Consider the following 20,022-nt stretch of genomic DNA (forward strand, 5'->3'; position numbering starts at 1 on the left):
CCTTTGTCTTTCATCAGGAAATTCCTTTGTCTAAAATTTATAGTTGATCTGCCTGCGTAAAATATTCCAGGATGTGCCACTTCAGCATTTTTTCCTGCTCTTTCAGGTTAGCGAACGGTAAGGCTTTAACTGCGCGGTAATGAGGCCAGCCGTCTTCATCTACCTTTTCCAGTTCGTAGTAACCCGAGAGGCTGAATACTTTACAGGTCGCTATGTGCATCAAATCCTGCTTTTCTTCTTTGGTAAACTCTGTAATTCCCTTGCCGAGTTCCTGAATTCCAATCAGGAAAAGGATGGCGTTCAGGTCGGGCTTCTTACCGAATTGCTTCATCATAAAAGCCCGAAGCTGTGTCCATCTATGTTCTAGGTTATCTGATTCTTCTATCATAAGTTAAATTGTTGCATAGCTAAATTGTTGAATACTTTACTAGATAACAATTTAACCATGTAACCTTTAAGCGATTAAGATTTCTGCGCTTTCAGTTCTTCCCAGTACTCCACAGCTCTCCGGAAATGCGGGATCACGATGGAGCCACCCACCAGGTTGGCGATCGAGAATATTTCAAATACTTCTTCGTCGGTTACGCCTTCTTCAAAGCTTTTGCCCAGGTGATATTTGATGCAATCGTCGCAGCGCAAAACCATGGAGGCAACCAGGCCCAGCATTTCTTTGGTTTTTACATCAAGTGCTCCTTCTGCGTATGTGTTTGTGTCTAGGTTAAAGAAGCGCTTGATCACTTTATTGTCGTAAGACATGATGCGCTCGTTCATGCGCGTACGGTATTCGTTGAATTCTTCTACTTGGCTCATTGTTGTAAATTGATTAGCTGAAATAGCTTAACTATAGTTATAAAATTACGGCAAAAAAATAACAAAACCTTAACTACTAAGCCCCTACTATGTTTCAGGATCTGCTGGCGTTATTTTTCCCGGAGAGTTGCTTTGCCTGTAATGGAGCCATGGTTAAAGGCGAGCGCTACATCTGCACGGATTGTAATGTAAAGTTGCCCTACACCGATTTTCATGAGCATGGCGCTACAGAACGAAACCCGTTACAGCGCAGGTTCTGGGGTAAAGTGCCTGTCAGGTTTGCGTTTTCTTATTTTTACTTCAGGTCTAAGGGGCGTGTGCAGCGGCTTTTGCACCAGTTAAAATACAAAGGAGCAAAAGATTTGGGCGAGCATTTGGGGCAACGATACGGAAGCTTACTAAAATCGCATTACTATCATGAGCAGTTCGACCTTATAGTTCCGGTGCCACTGCACAAGCAAAAGCTCCGCAAACGTGGCTATAACCAGTCAGACTTTTTTGCGAAGGGATTGGCTGAGGCAATGGAGATACCGGCAAAGACTAACGTATTGATCAGAACTATAAATACCAGCACGCAAACCCGAAAAGACAGGTTAAACCGCTGGCAAAATGTGGAGCATGTTTTTGAAGTAACTAAACCTGAAGTGGTAAAAGAAAAGCGCGTGCTTATAGTGGATGATGTACTGACGACGGGGGCAACACTAGAAGCCTGTGCCGTAGCTATGTTAAAGGCAGGAGCAGCCGAAGTAAGTATTGTAACTATAGCTGCCGCCTGATTTATACATTTTAACTATGACAAAGGAATAAAGGACAAAAGATATAGAGGTTATCTTGTCTTTTGTCCTTTGTCTGAAAATCTAAACTATAGTTCAGTTTGTTTGCGGTGCACATCCGATAGGCTTGGCTCCGCATATTCTATCTTTTCTGCAGTTTCCAAGTTATCCAGTTCTGCTTTTACCAATCTATAGTCCACATCTTCCGGAATATCCAGTACAAAAAAGTCATCGTTCACTTGCTCCGATACACAACGCATCTGGCTAAAGATCTCACGGATAGTGTCCATAGCTATAGTTTCATCGTTCAGCACAACCTGTATAGTTGAGTGGCCTGAGTAGCTAACTGTTTTCTGGTAGACCAACTGCTTGGTTTCCGGATCAATGTCTGCAAACACAATATCGTTTGAGGAGATCAGCGAAGTGTAGAACGGAATGCTGTCGATCTGGTAAAGCCTGTTTTCCTTATCCAGTACAAAAGCCCAGAGCGGTTCTTCTATTTCCTGCTCAAACATATCGCTGTAGCTTTTAACTATAATCTGGGCGTGCTCGGTTTTTTCTTCTTTCATAGTGGTATAAAATATAAAGCCCGGATGTTGGTCCGGGCTTTAAAACTATAGTTAGGTAAATTTTATTATTTATTCGAGCCAGCGTTGATCATAGCACAACGGAAACCGATTGTAGCTGTTGATGAATCCTGGGTCATGAAGCGGCGTGTTCCCGGAGATAACCAGTAAGCCACATCTTTCCATGAACCGCCTTTGTAAACGCGTACTTCGTCGTTTATCAGGGAGTGGAAATCTTTAGTGTCAGCGTTCGCATAGTTTTCTTTCTCATCCAGGAAACCATCTCTACGGAATGGGTTCAGGTCTTCCACATCCTCGTAAGAAAGCGGACGGTAAACATCCTGTACCCACTCGTTCACGTTACCGGCCATGTTATAAAGACCGAAGTCGTTTGGAGGGTAAGCGTAGATATAGTCTGTGATCATGGCACCATCGTTCAGGGCTCCGGCAATACCGGCATAGTCACCACGGCCACGCTTAAAGTTAGCCATAAACTTACCCATCTGCTTGCCATACGGGTTACGAACCTGGTGTCCGTCCCAAGGGTACATTCTGCGGTGGTTCTGGTTTTCGTCTTCAGAGTATTGTGTACCGATCATAGCCTGTGCTGCATATTCCCACTCAGCCTCTGTTGGGAGACGGTAGTTCGGTAATACATATCCAGATTCGATTGATGGTTTATCGCCTTCAGCAGGAGCATCATCAGCACCTTTCTTTCTTCCGAAAAGGCCTCTTTTACCGCCACGGCCACCAGTAGCTTCTTTCGCCAGGTTTTCGTTTACCTTGGCAGTACGCCAGATGGCATAGTTATTAGCCTGTAACCAGCTTACACCCACAACCGGGAAGAAGCGGAAACCAGGATAACGCAGGTAATACGTTACATAAGGGTCGTTAAAAGATAGCTGGCGTTCCCATACGGTAGTATCCGGCAGGGCAGCCTGGTATACTTCCGGAACTGAATCCTGCTTAATATAGTGCAGGTACTCCAGCCAGTGAATGTTAGCTACTTCAGTCTCATCCATATAAAAAGAAGCAACTGTTACTGTACGCTCAATATTATCGCGCGTCATGGCAACATCTTCTTCCATAGAACCTAATACAGTACGGCCACCTTCAATAAAGATCAGTCCGGGACCACCCTGAATATCAGCGTAATCTTCTACAGCAAAGGCTTTTTCGTCCTCGCCATACTCTATACCTGTAGCGGAACTATAGTCACCCGGGTTTGTGCTGGTAGGATTTCCTCCTCTATTGCAGGCAGTAAGGAGTAAACCTCCCATAACCATTGCCGATAAATACTTAGCAAATTTCATAAAATAGCACCCAATTAAGATAAGGTTCTTGTAACGTAGTTTAATGTGCAATTATAACTAAAATTAGATTTCCGGACAAACAATGCGTCTGCTTATTTTTGACCGTGAGCGGCTTCGAAACACTTTATTTGTATCAAGTCGTTCAAAAACTATAGAAATTTCAGTTGCACCACCGCTTTGCCGGTAAAAATCGCTTATTCCAACGTCGTGGCTAAACCCTACTTTTACCTGGTTAAGCTGCAGCCCTGCTATTACGGCAAGTGCCTGCTCCTGGTTTGAGCCGCCTGTTACCGGTACTCCTTTATATAATAATCCTAACGTAACAGGTGTGTAATTAGTGTATAAACCTGCATCCAGTCGATTAAAATTTTCCTGATGAGTAAAGGTTGCCGTCGGCGATATGCTGAATTCTCCTGTTCCAGCGTTTGTCCGGTAGCTGCTAACGTAAAACTTATAGCCAGTGTTTGCCATAAAGCGCATTGGCAGGGTAGTTTTTTCTCCGAACCCGTAAGCAGGCTTGTTAAGATGCGCGGCAGTAAGTCCCAGCCATAGTTGATCTGTATAGACCAGAACACCGGTAGCAAAACTTACATACTGCGTTGGCTCAAAGGTATTTACTTCAGCGGATGTAACAGCTATCTGCCCATTATTGCTCAGTTGGTCGCCAAAAACCAGGTTGTCAAAGTTTATACGCATGGAGGCAACCGTAGCCTGCAAACCTGCGGATAAGGCAAAACGGTCGGTTAAAGGAGTGTGGTAAGCGTACCCGGCCGAGGCAGCCAGTTTTTGTAATCCGCCAATGCCGGCCTTGTCCTGCTGAAGGCTTAAACTAATTGCACTTTTTGTATTCGGAAGCAATAAGTCTGCCGCCAGCTGGTTTGTTATAAAGGCTCCGTTAAGAGCAGGCCACTGCGTTCGGTGGCTTACAGTTACGCTCCAGTCGTGGTTTAAGCCGGCAAAAGCAGGGTTCAGGTACAAACGGTTGGCGTACTGCTGCGAATAATGTACGTCCTGTGCCGTGGCAACAAAGCACCACAGGAAGGTAACTATACACAAAATCCGTTTTTTTGAAAACATGCTTTAAAGAAAGTCAAAACAGGCAACTCTTAAAAATTACTGCTAACTATACCTTGCCTTTAAACTTTTGCATAGTTTTGGCTATACATTTGCAGGATACACATTTATAACAAGATACCCTTACCTGACCCATATGAAAAAAGTAGTTATTGGCTTCTTTGTTTTTCTGGCAGTGCTGCTGGCCGTAGCGGCTTTAGTGCCTGTTCTGTTCAAAGATAAAATCAAACAGACCCTGGACAAAGAGATAGCAAAGAATATTAATGCAAACGTACTTTACCAGACTGACGATGTAAGCCTTTCGCTGTTCCGCGATTTCCCGAATGTATCGCTGGGCGTAGAGAACCTGGCTATAGTTGGCATCGATTCTTTTGCTACTGATACGCTGGCGCAGGTTCCGTCTTTCAGGATGGGCCTGGATCTGATGAGCGTAATTACCGGCGATGAACTGGAAATTAATTCCATTACAATGGATGAGCCAAAGATCAGGCTTATAGTTCTGAAAAGCGGTAAAGCCAACTGGGATATTATGAAACCCGACACGGCTGCTCCTACCCCAACGGATACAACTGCGAGTGATTTTAAAATAGGCATCAAAAAATGGGATGTAACTAACGGTACGCTCTTCTATGAAGACCTGAGCATTCCGTTTGGCATGGCCGCTTACAACGTGAACCATACCGGCTCCGGCGATTTTGCCAAAGATGTGTTTGATATGAAATCGCAGACAACATCAGACCGCTTTACCATGACCTATGATGGTGTAAACTATATAGAGAACGGAAAGCTTAATGCCGATGTAACAATGGCGATGGACCTGAACAAATCGCTGTATACATTTAAAGATAACAACATTAGAGTTAATGAGCTGCCTTTCCAGTTTGCCGGAACTATACTGATGCCCGACGAGGCAATGGATTTTGACCTGACCTTTAAAGCGACTGAAACTGATTTTAAAAACGTGCTGTCAGTGGTGCCGGGTATGTATACAGAGCAGTTCAAGGACATTAAAACGGAAGGTAAGCTGAGTTTTGATGGTTACTTTAAAGGCCGCATGATCGATACTTTGATGCCAGGCTTTGGCACAGAACTGAAGATCATCAACGGTTTCTTTAAATACCCTGACCTGCCACAGGCTGCCCGCAATATTAACGTGGACATGCGCATCGATAACAAAGATGGCAACCCGAACAACACAACTATAAATGTACGCCAACTGCACCTGGACCTGGGCAAAAACCCGGTTGATGCCAAAATGCTGGTGGAAGGTCTGGAGCCGATGAAGGTTGATGGTAATGTGAAAGCAAATATCGACCTGACCGAAATGACCAAAGTGTTCCCGATTGAAGGAATGACATTGCGTGGGTTGCTTAAAGTAGATGCCGATGCAAAAGGCATTTACTCTAAAACCAGCATGCCGGTTATAGATGCCGATATGCGCCTGACCAACGGTTATATCAAATCCAAGGATTTCCCGGCTCCGATCGAGAACCTGAACATGGTAACCAACATCCTGAACGAGACCGGCAACACCGATGATACCCGTATTAATATAGAGAACTTTAACATGACCCTGGATGGCGAACCACTTTCGGGCCGTGCCCTGATTGCTGGTATAGATAAGCCGTCGTTCGACTTTGATATTAAAGGTATCCTCGACCTGACCAAACTGACCAAAATATTCCCGCAGGAGGGCATGACCGTTTCAGGTAGAATAAATGCGAACGTGGCGGCCAAAGGGAAGCTAAGCGACATTGAAGCAGAGAAGTACAACAATGTGTCGGCTAACGGAACTATGGGCATTAGCAACCTGAATTTTGTGAGCACCGACATGCCGCAGGGTATCAAGATCAGTAAAGCCGATGCCATATTCAATAACGAGCGCATCGAGATCAAAAATATGAGTGGTTATTTAGGTAAGAGCGATATACAGGCAAACGGTAGTATTTCGAATTACCTGGGTTATGCGCTGGCTGATAACCAGAGCCTGCGCGGTAACTTTAACCTGAGCTCCAATAACTTCGACGTGAACGAGTGGATGGTGGAAGAAACCGGCGAACCTGTTGCCAGCACCGCAGCCGAAGGTGTGGTAGAAATACCAGCTAACCTGGACATTGCCCTGAACGTGAATGCCAAAAAAGTGCTTTACGATAACCTGACGCTTAATAATATAACAGGTAAGGTGTTGGTGAAGGATAAGATCGCAAAACTGGACAAAGTAACCTTTAATACCTTAGGAGCTACTTTTGCCACAAACGGAAGCTACAATACCCAGGATCTGACAAAGCCATTGTTCGATATGGCCCTTGATATCCAGAACCTGAACTTTAAACAAGCGTTCTCCGCCTTTAATACGATAAAAGCGCTGGCTCCTATTGCCGGGTTGCTGGATGGTACCTTCAATACCAAATTTAACTTTGCCGGCGAGATGGCCCCGGACATGACACCAGTGTTCAAAACCCTGGATGGTGGCGGTATAATAAAGGTGCTGAAGGCTGCAGTAAGCGATGTGAAGATCGTGAACCAGATAAGTGCCCTGACACGCCTGGATGAATTGAAAAGCTTCGTGATCGAAAACAAGATAATTGATGCGCAGATTATAGATGGTAGTCTGGTAATTAAACCTTTCGACCTGAAAGTTGGCGACATGCAGATGACCGTAGGCGGTAGCAATAACGTGAACGGCCAGATAGATTATTTAACTGCCCTGAACGTGCCAACAGGTAAAGTGGGCAAGGAAATAAACTCCCGACTGGCTGGTATGGTTGGCGGTACCCAGTTAAAAGCAGCGGAGCGTGTAACCCTGAACCTGAAAGTTGGCGGTACACTGGCAGACCCTAAAGTTAGCCTGGCAGGTGGTAGCGTAAAAGAGCAGGCATCTAACCTGGTGAAAGAGGCAGTGCAAAGTAAACTGGACGATGCTAAACTAAAGCTGGACCAGCGCAAAACGCAGGCGGAAGACAGCATCAGAAACGAACTGAACCGCAGAAAGCAGGAAGCAGAACAGAAAGCACGGGAAGAACTGGAGAAGAAACGTAAAGAGGCGGAGCTAAATATAAAGAAGCAAGCGACCGATAAGATCTCTGATTTCCTGAAGCCAAAAACGAAGCCGGCTACTAAACCTGCCGTAACACCAACCGACACCACAAAGACCGGTACAAAATAATGCAATTTATGGTAGTACTATAATATATAATTGTTGTATTTAAAGAAAGATGCCTGAAGCGCCCACTTCAGGCATCTTTCATTTACAAGCTCACGTAATTTCCTGCGGTTATCAGCGTTCTAACCCTACAATGGCTCACAAAGCTTTTGGAATGCTGCCGGCTCAGGTGTTAAAAAGACATCGGTTTAAATCTTCATGTTGTCTTCATCTTTACACCAGATATTTGAGCCATAACTTTTAAATACAATAATTATGAAAAGAAAACTGATTATCCCTTTTCTGCTGGGAGCACTAACTTTTGGCTTTAGCTCATGCGACAGCGACACTGATTCTGAAGGCAGTGGAACCTCTCAGCTACAGGTGCGCATGACAGATGCCCCTGGTGATTATGAAGAAGTAAATATCGAAATTGAATCAGTGCAGGTGCACAGAGAGAATACAGACAGCGAAGAAGGCTGGGTAACACTGGATGAGATCAACCCGGGCATCTATAACCTGCTTGATTTTGCCAACGGTCGTGATACATTGCTTGCCAGCGCTGAACTGCCTGCCGGAAATATCTCACAGATCAGACTTGTACTGGGCGACGAAAATACGGTGAAGCTGAAGAGCGGGGAAGTAATAGACCTTAAAACACCAAGCGGACAAACTTCGGGTGTAAAGCTATCGGTAAATGCTAAGCTGGAGTCTGATGTAACGTATGTAATGCTGCTTGACTTTGATGCGGCCAAATCGGTAGTAGCTAAAGGTAACGGCGGATATAACCTGAAACCGGTTATCCGTGTAATTTCGCAGGCTGTGGCTGGCGGTATAAAAGGTATGGTAACTCCTGCCGAATATAAGCCGGGCATTTATGTGATCTCTTCAGCAAACGATACATTAGGCGGTTTTGCCAACGATGAAGGTAATTTCCTGATCAAAGGCGTTCCGGCTGGTACGTATTCTGTAAAGTTCTTTACGGAAGGTGCTGTGCATGATACAACTATAACGAATGTAGTAGTATCTCAGAATGCCATAAAAGACCTTGGCACTGTAGAACTGCCTGAATAAAGAAAGCTGAGCCGGTATTAAACCGGTATCAACTATAGATAATTAATTTGTGAACCCCTCCATGTAAAAAGGAGCTCCACCTGGAGCTCCTTTTTATTTATCTATAGTTTTAATTTTTAGTAAACCTGGCCCATCAGCTCACGCACGTAGGTCACGTAATCGGTGTTTGGTGGGGTGTGGCCGTTTTTGCGCAGGTCGGTGGCAACCTGTGCGCGGTGGTAAGTAGCATGGTTGAAGGCATGCGTTAAAATATCCAGCACGCGGGTACTGTACTTGTTTCCCTGGCTGTTGGTATAGTCTATCAGGCGGTTAAATTCGGCCTCATCAGAGTTGGCCACCAACTCGGCAATTTTGTAAGAGGCGCTTTTGTGAAGTTCTTTTAACTGCTCCAGGTTATGCTCCTGCCATACTTTAACTGGGCTTGTTGTGCCGGTGATGCGGGCGATCCAGATGGCCTGTGCGTTCAGGGCATGGCTCATCAGGCGGGCAGCATTGTTTGGTACGCTCGGTAAGCTGCTGAAAACATCCAGCATGGTCTGGTTTGCCCAGATGTTATATTCTGATAAGTTCTTTAGTACGTCGTTTCCTGTCATTTCTAAATTAGCTTTCGCGTTTATCTTCCCAAATTATAGTTTCGTTTGTGCGCTTCTCAAAAAAGTCTGGGCAGCGGCCATCTCCTTTTCCGGTTATTCCGCCATCCGGTTCGCAAAGCTGGTTCCCATCCTTATCAAACAGTTTGCCGGGGATATCGCAGCAGCGGCTGGTTAGGTAATATACTTGCTGGCCGTTATAAGTATAGCTGTAAATTTTAGCAGGCGGGTTGGCAGGTGCATCCTGTTGCAGTTGCTGTATCAGGTCTGTTAACCAGGGAGCCTGCGCATTTGTTGTCGTTTCAGGCGTAGCAGTTGGTTTGCAGGATACAGCCAGGCAGAACAAAACTATAGTTAAAATGCGGGTCAGCGTTGTATACATATGCGTTTTTTTAAAGCGGCTGCAAAGGTAACTATTTTAATTCTGATTAAAGAAGTACGGATGAACTATAGCTTAAGGTGTTTAACAACTATAGTTAGCTACTTTGCATTTACCAGGTCCTGGATGTAAGGGATAAAAATGAGGAGGCCAACTATAGCTGCTGTAATAGCAGCCACCAGAACAGCTGCTGCAGCCAGGTCTTTGGTTTTGCCGGCAAGCGGGTTGTGCTGCGGCGATACCAGGTTTGTAAGTGTTTCGATGGCGGTATTAAAGATCTCGGCAGTAAGGACCAGGCCAATACTGCCAGCCAGCAGGCACCACTCCAGTTTAGTAACATCAAACAGGAGACCGGCAACTATAACTCCAAGCGCCGACAACAGGTGCAGGCGCATGTGCGGTTCCGACCGAACAGCCGAGTTCAGACCCTGTAAGGCAAACTTAAAACTGTTATAGCGCTTCTTAAAGTAACCTTCCAAAGGAATGAATAATTATTAATGACGGATTATTAATGAATAATATCGAAAACAAATAACTAACAACTACTAACTATACTCCGGCTTTAGTTTGTCTTTAAATACCTTGCGGAACTTCTCAACTTTTGGGCGCACTACAAAGGCACAGTAGGGTTGGCTGCCGTTTCTCAGAAAATAATCCTGGTGATATTTCTCGGCGGGGTAGTAGTTGGTGAGCGGTTCTATAGTTGTCACGATCGGATCATCAAACGCGCCGGATTCCTCTAAAGCCAGTTTATATTTTTCGGCAAGCTGCTTTTGTTCTTCGTTGTGGTAAAAAATTACCGAGCGGTATTGCGGGCCTACATCGTTGCCCTGGCGGTTTAGGGTAGTTGGGTCGTGGGTTTCCCAGAACACGCGCAGCAGCTCTTCATAGCTGATCTGTTGCGGATCGTACGTTATCTGTAAAACTTCTGCGTGGCCTGTGGTGGCGCTGCAAACCTGCTCATAAGTTGGGTTTTCCACGTGGCCGCCCGCATAGCCCGACGCTACTTTTTCCACACCTTTTAATTGTTGAAAAACTGCCTCTGTGCACCAGAAGCATCCATTCCCGAATGTTGCTATTTCCATTGATCTGTTTCCTTAAATAAGCTATAGTTAATACTTCAGCGCATCCGCATTTATGCAGTAGCGCACGTTGGTTGGTGTACGGGCATCGGTAAACAAATGGCCTAAGTGTTGCCCGCACTGGCTGCACAACAGCTGTATACGCTCCCGGTCATACGTATTCAAGTGGTTTTGCTGTACGTTCTCCCCCACCTGTGCCCAGAAGCTCGGAAAGCCCGAACCAACTTCAAATTTATATTTTGCCTCAAACAAAACCTGCCCGCAGCCGGAACAGGTATAAACCCCTCCCTCGTTTCCTACCGGATCTATTTTCTGATTGCGTACGAATTTCATTTAAAGGTCAATCCAGTTTGTCATCCTCTTGCCCTTTTCAAAGGAGACTTATCTGCTAACATAATTCAACTATAGATTTACCTGTTTATTTCGCTGGCGCGAGTTTGTAACTCGTGTCTTTGTATGATGTTGAGTTTGTAATTCAACCGGGCCAGAAACCCAGGCATAGTTCGGCACGAGCGAAGACGCCCGTGCCATGTATAACTGATTTACGCGGGAGAAAATTAAACTCCTTTTTCCAGGTCTTCCACCGGCACAAACTTCATCGAGAGCGAGTTTACACAGTGGCGGATATTTTTAGGCGTAAGATACTCGCCTTCGAACACGTGGCCCAGGTGCCCGCCGCAGTTGGCACACACAATCTCGGTACGGTGGCCGTCAGCATCCGGAATGCGCTTTACTGCTCCGCTTATCTCGTCATCAAAACTCGGCCAGCCACAGCTCGACTCAAACTTGTACTCCGATGTATAAAGTGGCGCGTTGCAACGGCGGCATAGGTAAACCCCTTCTGCTTTATGGGTATAGTATTCGCCGGTGCCCGGGTATTCTGTTCCTTTGTTAACTATAATGCGGGCTTCTTCGGGGGTAAGTACGTTGTATTCTGATGGGTCTTTCGCTATTTTCATATTCTATAGTTCTGTTATTTCCTGTTTATACGTGTGGTTTTAAGAACAGCGGAAAGGTAAGAAGGTTTTAGGAATCCATGCTTTCAACTATAGCTATAAATGACCTGCTATGGGTAAAGAGCCGATTGCTATAGTTTGGTAACCTTCCCGGCTTTTGCCTGTTGTTTAAGAATATCGTACACATAAATCAACAACCTAAATCAGTAAACAACATGAAGATAGGAATTACCGGAGCCACAGGGCAGCTTGGCCGGCTTGTGGTCAGTAAGCTCAAAAATAAGGTATCGGCTGATAATTTGGTAGCCCTAGCCCGTTCGCAGCAAAAAGGTGCAGGTTTAGGTGTAACGGTACGCGAAGCCGATTACACAAAGCCGGAAACACTTAGCAGGGCACTGGAAGGTATAGATACGCTACTGCTGATCTCATCGAGTGAAGTAGGGCAGCGAGCCACACAACACCACAATATAATTGAGGCAGCGAAGAAAGCCGGCGTTAAATGGATCGTTTACACCAGTCTGCTGCACGCTGATACGTCATCTTTGAGCCTGGCAGAAGAACATCGCCAGACAGAAGCAGAACTGAAGCAGTCCGGTATTCCTTACACCATTCTTCGTAACGGCTGGTACACTGAGAACTATATGGGCTCTGTTCAGGGGGCGCTTGCCGGTGGCGCTTTTATTGGTAGCGCTGGCGAGGGTGAAATTTCATCAGCCTCCCGTGCTGATTTTGCTGACGCAGCAGTGGCTGTTTTAACAGGAGAAGGCCACCAGGGTAAAACCTACGAACTGGCCGGCGACGAAGCCTACACGCTCAGCGACCTGGCCGCCGAAATCTCCCGGCAAACCGGAAAAGACATACCATACAAAAACCTGCCTGAAGCCGATTATGCAGCCGCGCTTGCCGGCTTTGGTTTACCTGAAGGGCTGGCATATGCTATTGCCGGCTGGGACGTAGCAGCGTCAGGTGGCGCCTTGTATGACAATGGCCGTCAGTTGTCTCAGCTCATCGGTCACCCGACCACGCCTATGAAAGAAACACTGGCTGAAGCGCTGAAAGCAACTCAAAATGCCGGGTAGGTTTATAGCTTAACTATAGCCACTCTCAGTTATCAAAAGCTACTTCGGTAGCTTTTTTCTTTTGTATGAATCCCCAAACTATAGCATTACAACTACGGGCTAACTATAGCAGCTATTTCCACGAGCTTAAGAGCAGGTTTTTCTGTATTGTCATTTCGAACAGCGTGAGAAATCTGTTTAAGCTATACTAGATAGTGTTTTAAACAGATATCTCCTTTCGTCGAGATGACAGATCCAATGTTAGTTGGTGGCATTCCAAAGAAGTCAGCCAAACTATAGTTAAAGGCAATAAAAAAATCTGGCGGCAACTATAACCACAGGTTACGCTGCCGCCAGATTTGTATCAAAAGGATTATTCTAAATATTCTGATTCCCCTGGCTGTTTATTCTATTGTCCTTTCTGGTTTTTATAAAAGACAACACGATACTCACGATCAGGATCAGCGCAATTACAAGCAGGGATATAAACGTAGGAATCTTGTAAATATCGACCATAACCATCTTCAACCCTACAAATACAAGTATAATGGCCAGCCCGTACGACAGGTAAACAAAGCGGTCTACTACGTGGGCGAGGGCAAAGTACAGCGAGCGCAGACCTAGAATAGCAAACACGTTTGAGGTATACACGATGAACTGGTCCTGTGTAATGGCAAGGATGGCCGGAATACTGTCTACTGCGAAAATAAGGTCAGTGGCTTCGATCAGTATCAATACTAGGAAAAGCGGGGTGGCAAACCGCTTACCGTCCTGCTTTACAAAGAATTTATCGCCATGCAGTTGGTTTGTAACCGGCATTATTCTTCTGAAGAACTTGATAACCGGGTTATTTTCCGGATCTATGGCCGCACCTTTCTCCGTAAACATCTTGTAGCCGGTATAGATCAGGAAGACGCCAAAAATGTAGACGCTCCAGTGAAATTTCTGGATAAGAGCGACACCGGCGAAAATAAAGATGATCCTCATGATAAGGGCACCAAGTATACCCCAGAACAGTATCTTGTGCTGATACATGGCCGGAATCTTGAAATAGCCGAAAACAAGCACAAACACAAAGATATTATCAATGCTCAGAGACTTCTCGATAAGGTAACCGGTCAGGAACTCAACTGCTTTTGCCTCTCCGAACCAGTAATAAATTAGGCCATTAAAAATTAAGGCAAGACTGATCCAGACACCCGACCAGGTTAGTGCTTCTTTTACCGATACGACGTGCGCCTTCCGGTTAAAAACACCTAAGTCGAGCGCGAGCATAAGCAGTACAAATACATTAAACCCTATCCAGAATGAGGCATTTACTTCCATAAAGTGTTGCTATAGTTTGATTTAGTTACAGTACTTATAAGGTGTTTGTTATAAGTAAGGCCTGTTTTGTTTACAAAATTAATCAGATCGGGTTCTAAGCAGAGGCTGTTTTCAACTATAGGCCTTAAAACAAGATAGAAAACACGAAAAGCAGTCCAAACAGCAGCTGCTTTTCCTTTAACAGTAGTTCTTGTATAAGGCCTTGTAAGCAATTGCCGGTACAGGTTGCTAAGGCCGGCTCTCAAACAGTAAACCTTTAACCTGTTGTTCAGATGCCCGTTTAAGAATTGCCATACATGTTTGATTCGCCACCATCTATAGCTATAGTCTGGCCATTTACATAAGAGGCTGCTTCGCTCAGCAGAAAGGCCACCACTTTGGCCACTTCTTCGGGTAGGCCTAAGCGCCTGGTTGGGTTTCGTTGGGCATACTCGGCTTCTGCGGCTTTCGGGTTATCAGGGTTAACTTCTTTAAAGGCCTCGGCTACCATGGGCGTAAGTATAGCTCCCGGCGCGATGGCATTGGTTATAATACCATCTTTGCCATATTCCAGGGCTGCGTTTTTTGTCATGCCAGACACGGCGTGTTTGCTGGCTACATAAGCCACCTGGTTTAGCACACCCCGTATGCCGCCTACGGAGGCCACATTTACAATGCGCCCGTACTGTTGCTTTTGCATGACCGGAATTACATAGCGCATGCCGTAATAAACACCCATCAGGTTAATGTCAATCACCTTTTTAAACATGTTGATGTCGTACTCGGTCATAGGTGCCTGTTTGCCTTCGATTCCGGCGTTATTGTAGAACCCATCTATGCGGCCAAAAGCTTTCTCCGTTTCAGAGACATACTTTTTAACGTCATCTTCCTTAGATGCATCGCCCACTACGGTAATGATCTTTGCTGAAGAGAATTCTTTGGTCAGGTTGTTAGCCGTATCCGAAAGCTGGTCTTTGTTAAAATCCATCAAAGTAAGATTTGCTCCCTGACTTGCCAGCTCCTTCGCTGCTGCCAGTCCCAGGCCCATCGCAGCACCCGTGATAATAATAGATTTTTGGTCGAAAGTTTTCATAGTAGGTTATAGTTAAGTGTAGAACTCAGTAATGACACGAGGCTGTAGATTTACATTTTGAGGTGAATGGGTAGAACCTAAAAGCCAGGAGGGTGAGGAAATGAGGGAAGTTGTGGAGGTGTGTGAACTATGGGTTATACGATGGAAGGTGGGTTTCCGGTAAACCAACTATAGTTGTGGCGCTTAGAGAGTAGTGTTGCGCAACTATGAAAAGTATTTATCTTCTTGCTGGCTCTTGCTGGCGCGAGCTTGCAGCTCGTGTTTTACTCTTCATAGTATAAATTAAGTACGAGCTACAAGCTCGCACTAGCGGGGAGCGTATTGGCAACTGGCCTCAAAGTGTAACCAAAAGTTGTGTTTACGCTAAACTTGCCGAGCTTAATAATACCTCAGAGTTATGTAAGCTGTTTGCAATTAGTTACTTATATAGTTAAGTTTAAATATAATAATCTGTATCCTATGAAAATATATTTACAGAAAACCTTAAAGCCCTTTGTGGTAATCTTAATCCTGTTTTATCCTTTAATCTCTTTTGGACAACAACTACCTAAAGGTATATGGGCAGGCGACCTTAATTTTGGAGGAGCAACAGCACACCAAAGCATATTAAGCTTTAGTGCATCAGATGGAGGAAGCACGAAAGTACTTGTTTCTATACCTTCTTCGGGAATGCATGATCTAAAGGCTGATTGCTTTAAATTGGTAGGTGATAGCTTATGGGTAAGTTTTAAAGATCACATGGCAAGCTATACTTTTGTAGCGCTTTACAATAGAAACAAAGAGCAAATTAGTGGCACTTTAGAAGTGCCTTCAATAGGCTTAAAAGTCCCTCTAACTCTTAAGCCTGCGAATGCGGATAGTATTCGACCTAACCGTCCGCAAACACCAATAGCACCCTTTTCTTATGCCGTACTTCCTGCTAAGTTTGAAGGAGGAGGTGAAGCAATAGTTCTTCGGGGAACCATCACAGCTCCTAAAGTGAAGAAAGAATTACCGGGAGTGGTACTGGTTTCTGGTTCAGGGCCACATAATCGCGATGGGGAACAATTTTACCACAAAACATTTTTAGTATTAGCTGATGAACTAACGAAGCGTGGTTTTGCAGTTCTACGTTACGATGAGCGTGGCGTAGGAGAATCATCTGGTACTTATGGAGGGAATTTTACGGAAGACTTTGCCAGAGATGCTGCGGCAGCAGTAAAAGCTCTACGCGCAGATAAGAGAGTGAAAGTAAAAGATGTGTATGTGATAGGCCATAGTGAAGGTACGCTCATGACTCAGATTGTAGCGGCCGAGGATCCTGCTGTTACCGGCATTGTATTAATGGCAGCAGTAGGACTCTCAGGTGTTGAGCTAAGCAAAGCACGACATCGTGTATTATTGAAAGCCAGAGGATTATCAGAAGAGAAGATTGATAGTGCCCAGGATGTTAGATTTCAGGAGAAGGCATATGATATAATTGCGGCGGCCCCTGATAGTGCTACGGCAAGATCAAACTTTAACAAATGGTTTAAAGAGGAGACTGGTTCGGATGCTGATTACAGCGATATGTACATTGCTCCTTACCTGAATCCATGGCATTTCCACCACCTGCATTTTGAACCCAAATTTTACCAGAATAAGATTAAGGTTCCTGTTTTGGCCATAAGCGGGGCAAAAGATTCTCAGGCGCCTGCAGAACAGAATATTTTTGCCATAAAGCAAGGATTGTTGGAAGGAGGAAACGAAAAATTTACAGAGGTAATTCTTCCCGAAATGAATCACTTTATGCAGACCTCTGTCACAGGTTCATATAATGAGCCCTTTACTCTGAAAGAAACTTTTGCGCATGAAGCTCTGAAGATAATTGGTGATTGGTTAGAAATACAGGTAAAAGCCAATAACAAACCGAAGAAAGGGCAAAAAAGTAAATAGCAAGCGAAACAAAAAAGCAGCCCCAAACGGAGCTGCTTTCCTTTATCTGTTAAACTACAGTTCTTACTTCTTCAAGCTGCCGATCATGTCTTCCGGCTTCACCCACTCGTCGTACTGTTCGTTGGTTAGCAAATCAAGCGCGATGGCAGCCTGGCGTAGGGTTGTGCCTTCTTTGTGTGCTTTTTTCGCGATTTTGGCGGCGTTGTCGTAACCGATGTGCGGGTTAAGGGCCGTTACCAGCATCAGCGAGTTCTCCAGGTTCTCTTTGATCTTCGGGTAATTGGGCTCGATGCCTACCGCGCAATGCTTGTCGAACGAATCGCAGGCGTCACCGATCAGCTGTGCGCTCATCAGCAGGTTGTAAATCATCACCGGCTTAAATACGTTCAGCTCGAAATGGCCGTTCATGCCACCAACCGAGATGGCAACGTCGTTACCGATTACCTGTGCGCAAACCATCGTCATAGCCTCAGCCTGCGTTGGGTTTACTTTACCCGGCATGATAGAAGAACCCGGCTCGTTTTCCGGAATCAGGATCTCAGCGATACCGGAGCGTGGACCAGAAGCCAGTAAACGGATATCATTGGCAATCTTCATCAGCGATACAGCCAGTTGCTTCAGTGCACCGGATGTTTCAACTATAGCATCGTGTGCTGCAAGAGCCTCGAATTTGTTTGGAGCTGTGATGAACGTGTGACCTGCAAACTGGGAGATCTTTTCGGCAACCAGTACATCGTAACCAGCCGGCGTGTTAAGACCTGTACCTACAGCAGAACCGCCAAGGGCCAGCGTGCTCAGGTGCTCCAGTGTGTTGCGAAGCGCTTTCATGCCATAATCCAGCTGAGCAACGTAACCCGAAAGCTCCTGGCCCAGTGTAAGCGGCGTAGCGTCCATCAGGTGCGTACGTCCGATCTTCACCACATCCATGAACTCTTCAGACTTGCTGTGCAGCGTGTCGCGTAGTTTTTTAACCAACGGCAGGGTGTGCTCTACCACTTTTTTGTAAGCGGCAATGTGCATCGCCGTCGGGAAGGTGTCGTTCGATGACTGCGACTTGTTTACGTCGTCGTTCGGGTGGATTTTCTTTTTCTCGTCCATCAGGTTGCCGCCCAACAGTACGTGTGCGCGGTTTGCCACCACTTCGTTCACGTTCATGTTCGACTGCGTGCCCGAACCTGTCTGCCAAACTACCAGCGGAAACTCATCAGCCAGCTTGCCATCTAAAATCTCGTCGCAAACTTTACCGATTATCTCAGCTTTGTCCTGTGCCAACACGCCCAGCTCAGCGTTAGCAAAAGCAGCCGACTTTTTAAGTATAGCAAAAGCTTCGATCACTTCCTTCGGCATCAACTGACCACCGATGGTAAAGTTTTCTTTAGAGCGCTGTGTCTGAGCACCCCAGTATTTGTCTGCAGGCACCTCTACAGGGCCCATCGTGTCTTTCTCTACGCGAACTTGCATATCGTTTATACTTAGGTTTAAAGGATCAATTTTTCTGCGGCAAAACTACGAAACTTTTTAGAGTTATGAATTCTAGATATCGGGTTACGAATTACACTTTATATGTTACTTCCCACCCTCCCTTGTCATTTCGAACTACGTGAGAAATCTGAATCGGCTTTTACCTGATAAAGTTCTCCCTTTCCATTGAGATGGCATTTACATAATTATCAACTCATAACCCATAACTATAGTTATTCCCCGAAAACAGGCACCTGCTTCTGTTCTATCTTAACCGGTTTGCGCACCTGCTTGTTTATGTACTTCTTTTCCTGCTCAAAGGCTACGATCTTCAGCGTAATGTCCAGGCCGGTGACGGTGTTGCTGTTCCGGAAAGTGGCGTACAGGGTACCGTCTGTAGTCTTAGGTGTTTCGGAGAGTGCTACTTTTTTGTAGTCAGAGACGATGCCCGTACCATGCGCGAAAGGATAAGGTTTCCAGCCCTCTTCATCCGCCACAAACTTCTCCGCAGATACCTTGTTCATAAAGTAATAATCAATGTTGCCGCTGGCATTAACCTGTGGCAAACCCGGCAGCAAGCCCAACCCAAAACCCACCACCGGACTCACCGTTGAAGATGCTATTACAGAAGCACCTTTGGTAACCAGTTTGGTCATATTCTTCAGGTCCTCTACCGACTGCTGCCCCACACCGATCCAGTAAACCCAATGCACGGTATTAGCCGGCAACTTAAACGGCACCGACACCCGGCTTGGGTTCAGGTTTGCCATAGAGGCCACCCGGAACGTCTTATCAACTATAGTTACAGGAGTAAGTTCCCCTTTTACCAGTACCTTTTCGGTTGTGGTTGCCCAGGTGGTATCGGCTATAGTTTGCCAGGTGATGTTGGCGTTGAAGTGGCGGGTTACTTCTTTTTCAGGAAGGCGTTTAATGCTTAACCTCGCCGGTATGGCTTTGTCAGAAGTGGATGAAACTATAAACTTATACACCAGCTTTTGCGGCACGGTCAGCTTCAGTTCTTTTACTCTTTTTACCGGTTGCGAACTATAAACAACAGCACCCGAAGTAAATTCCTGCACTTCCAGATTTATCGCTTGCCCGGGCTTGTCAGGTTCTATAGTTACGACTGCTACATCACCTTTCTGGAAACCATAAAAGTACACAGCTTGCTTGCCTGCTGCCGGTATCGTTATTGTTTGCTCGGTTACGTTAATTGCTTTCTTCTGCGCTATAGTTGCTACGCTCCATAGCAGCATCAGCATCAGTAATTTATATTTCATTTTAGATGTTCAGAAATCCGGGTGCAAAGATAAGGTCTAGGAATTTTAAGATGGAAATATTTTAAGATTTGGTTCATCTCAACTGGCTCAACTGGCTTGGCAGAGACAGGTCTGGTGATAGCGCTGGCTATAGTGCTATAGTTTCCGTGGTC

20 protein-coding genes are annotated in these 20,022 nt (G+C 45.5%); 5 read left to right on the forward strand and 15 right to left on the reverse strand.

Annotation, left to right across the window (positions count from 1 at the left end):
• Window positions 1-37: 37 nt before the first annotated feature.
• Both GSQ66_RS14365 and GSQ66_RS14370 read right to left on the reverse strand, forming a co-directional pair.
• Complete coding sequence (locus GSQ66_RS14365) at window positions 38-388, reverse strand: hypothetical protein (protein WP_162428100.1); 351 nt, start codon at window positions 386-388, stop codon at window positions 38-40.
• A gap of 74 nt (window positions 389-462) precedes the next feature.
• Window positions 463-810, reverse strand: coding sequence for a carboxymuconolactone decarboxylase family protein (locus GSQ66_RS14370; protein WP_162428101.1), 348 nt, complete (start codon window positions 808-810; stop codon window positions 463-465).
• An 89-nt stretch (window positions 811-899) separates the two neighbouring features.
• Here GSQ66_RS14370 and GSQ66_RS14375 point away from each other — a divergent pair, with 89 nt between their 5' ends.
• Window positions 900-1,586, forward strand: coding sequence for a ComF family protein (locus GSQ66_RS14375; protein ID WP_238395703.1), 687 nt, complete (start codon window positions 900-902; stop codon window positions 1,584-1,586).
• An 86-nt stretch (window positions 1,587-1,672) separates the two neighbouring features.
• Here the strand turns inward: GSQ66_RS14375 and GSQ66_RS14380 are convergent, their stop codons facing one another.
• The 3 genes from GSQ66_RS14380 to GSQ66_RS14390 form a co-directional block, all read right to left on the reverse strand.
• On the reverse strand, window positions 1,673-2,152 hold the full coding sequence (locus tag GSQ66_RS14380; protein WP_162428102.1) for a DUF4265 domain-containing protein: 480 nt from the start codon (window positions 2,150-2,152) through the stop codon (window positions 1,673-1,675).
• Between the two features lie 65 nt (window positions 2,153-2,217).
• Complete coding sequence (gene gldJ / locus GSQ66_RS14385; protein ID WP_162428103.1) at window positions 2,218-3,462, reverse strand: gliding motility lipoprotein GldJ; 1,245 nt, start codon at window positions 3,460-3,462, stop codon at window positions 2,218-2,220.
• A 63-nt stretch (window positions 3,463-3,525) separates the two neighbouring features.
• Entirely contained in the window at window positions 3,526-4,539 is a 1,014-nt protein-coding gene (locus GSQ66_RS14390) for a PorP/SprF family type IX secretion system membrane protein (RefSeq protein WP_162428104.1), read from the reverse strand.
• Window positions 4,540-4,672: 133 nt separating this feature from the next.
• On the opposite strand from GSQ66_RS14390, the gene GSQ66_RS14395 reads away from it, so the two are divergent.
• Window positions 4,673-7,702, forward strand: coding sequence for an AsmA-like C-terminal region-containing protein (locus GSQ66_RS14395; protein WP_162428105.1), 3,030 nt, complete (start codon window positions 4,673-4,675; stop codon window positions 7,700-7,702).
• 252 nt (window positions 7,703-7,954) lie between these two features.
• Window positions 7,955-8,752 (forward strand): DUF4382 domain-containing protein, encoded by a 798-nt coding sequence (locus tag GSQ66_RS14400; protein WP_162428106.1) that lies wholly within the window; start codon window positions 7,955-7,957, stop codon window positions 8,750-8,752.
• Between the two features lie 116 nt (window positions 8,753-8,868).
• Here GSQ66_RS14400 and GSQ66_RS14405 read toward each other — a convergent pair whose 3' ends face one another.
• The 6 genes from GSQ66_RS14405 to GSQ66_RS14430 form a co-directional block, all read right to left on the reverse strand.
• On the reverse strand, window positions 8,869-9,345 hold the full coding sequence (locus GSQ66_RS14405; protein ID WP_162344927.1) for a DinB family protein: 477 nt from the start codon (window positions 9,343-9,345) through the stop codon (window positions 8,869-8,871).
• A gap of 7 nt (window positions 9,346-9,352) precedes the next feature.
• On the reverse strand, window positions 9,353-9,724 hold the full coding sequence (locus tag GSQ66_RS14410; protein ID WP_162428107.1) for a DUF6970 domain-containing protein: 372 nt from the start codon (window positions 9,722-9,724) through the stop codon (window positions 9,353-9,355).
• A 98-nt stretch (window positions 9,725-9,822) separates the two neighbouring features.
• The gene (locus GSQ66_RS14415; protein ID WP_162428108.1) at window positions 9,823-10,200 is read right to left on the reverse strand and encodes a diacylglycerol kinase; all 378 of its coding nucleotides are present in this window, start codon (window positions 10,198-10,200) and stop codon (window positions 9,823-9,825) included.
• A 66-nt stretch (window positions 10,201-10,266) separates the two neighbouring features.
• Window positions 10,267-10,806, reverse strand: a complete 540-nt coding sequence (gene msrA / locus GSQ66_RS14420; RefSeq protein ID WP_162428109.1) for a peptide-methionine (S)-S-oxide reductase MsrA — start codon at window positions 10,804-10,806, stop codon at window positions 10,267-10,269.
• Between the two features lie 27 nt (window positions 10,807-10,833).
• Window positions 10,834-11,136 carry a peptide-methionine (R)-S-oxide reductase gene (locus GSQ66_RS14425; protein ID WP_162428110.1) on the reverse strand — a complete coding sequence of 101 codons (303 nt, stop codon included), beginning with the start codon at window positions 11,134-11,136 and terminating at the stop codon, window positions 10,834-10,836.
• 224 nt (window positions 11,137-11,360) lie between these two features.
• The gene (locus GSQ66_RS14430) at window positions 11,361-11,762 is read right to left on the reverse strand and encodes a methionine-R-sulfoxide reductase (RefSeq protein WP_162428111.1); all 402 of its coding nucleotides are present in this window, start codon (window positions 11,760-11,762) and stop codon (window positions 11,361-11,363) included.
• Between the two features lie 212 nt (window positions 11,763-11,974).
• On the opposite strand from GSQ66_RS14430, the gene GSQ66_RS14435 reads away from it, so the two are divergent.
• Window positions 11,975-12,838, forward strand: coding sequence for an SDR family oxidoreductase (locus GSQ66_RS14435; protein WP_162428112.1), 864 nt, complete (start codon window positions 11,975-11,977; stop codon window positions 12,836-12,838).
• A gap of 357 nt (window positions 12,839-13,195) precedes the next feature.
• Here the strand turns inward: GSQ66_RS14435 and GSQ66_RS14440 are convergent, their stop codons facing one another.
• The gene (locus GSQ66_RS14440; protein WP_162428113.1) at window positions 13,196-14,143 is read right to left on the reverse strand and encodes a TerC family protein; all 948 of its coding nucleotides are present in this window, start codon (window positions 14,141-14,143) and stop codon (window positions 13,196-13,198) included.
• A gap of 280 nt (window positions 14,144-14,423) precedes the next feature.
• Window positions 14,424-15,215 carry a glucose 1-dehydrogenase gene (locus tag GSQ66_RS14445; RefSeq protein WP_162428114.1) on the reverse strand — a complete coding sequence of 264 codons (792 nt, stop codon included), beginning with the start codon at window positions 15,213-15,215 and terminating at the stop codon, window positions 14,424-14,426.
• A 459-nt stretch (window positions 15,216-15,674) separates the two neighbouring features.
• Between GSQ66_RS14445 and GSQ66_RS14450 the strand changes: the two genes are divergently transcribed.
• Entirely contained in the window at window positions 15,675-17,129 is a 1,455-nt protein-coding gene (locus GSQ66_RS14450) for an alpha/beta hydrolase family protein (protein ID WP_162428115.1), read from the forward strand.
• A gap of 63 nt (window positions 17,130-17,192) precedes the next feature.
• Here the strand turns inward: GSQ66_RS14450 and fumC are convergent, their stop codons facing one another.
• Window positions 17,193-18,590 (reverse strand): class II fumarate hydratase, encoded by a 1,398-nt coding sequence (fumC, locus tag GSQ66_RS14455; protein ID WP_162428116.1) that lies wholly within the window; start codon window positions 18,588-18,590, stop codon window positions 17,193-17,195.
• Between the two features lie 233 nt (window positions 18,591-18,823).
• Entirely contained in the window at window positions 18,824-19,870 is a 1,047-nt protein-coding gene (locus GSQ66_RS14460; RefSeq protein ID WP_162428117.1) for a hypothetical protein, read from the reverse strand.
• Window positions 19,871-20,022: the final 152 nt, after the last annotated feature.

This window comes from Pontibacter pudoricolor (assembly GCF_010092985.1).
GTDB lineage: Bacteria > Bacteroidota > Bacteroidia > Cytophagales > Hymenobacteraceae > Pontibacter > Pontibacter pudoricolor.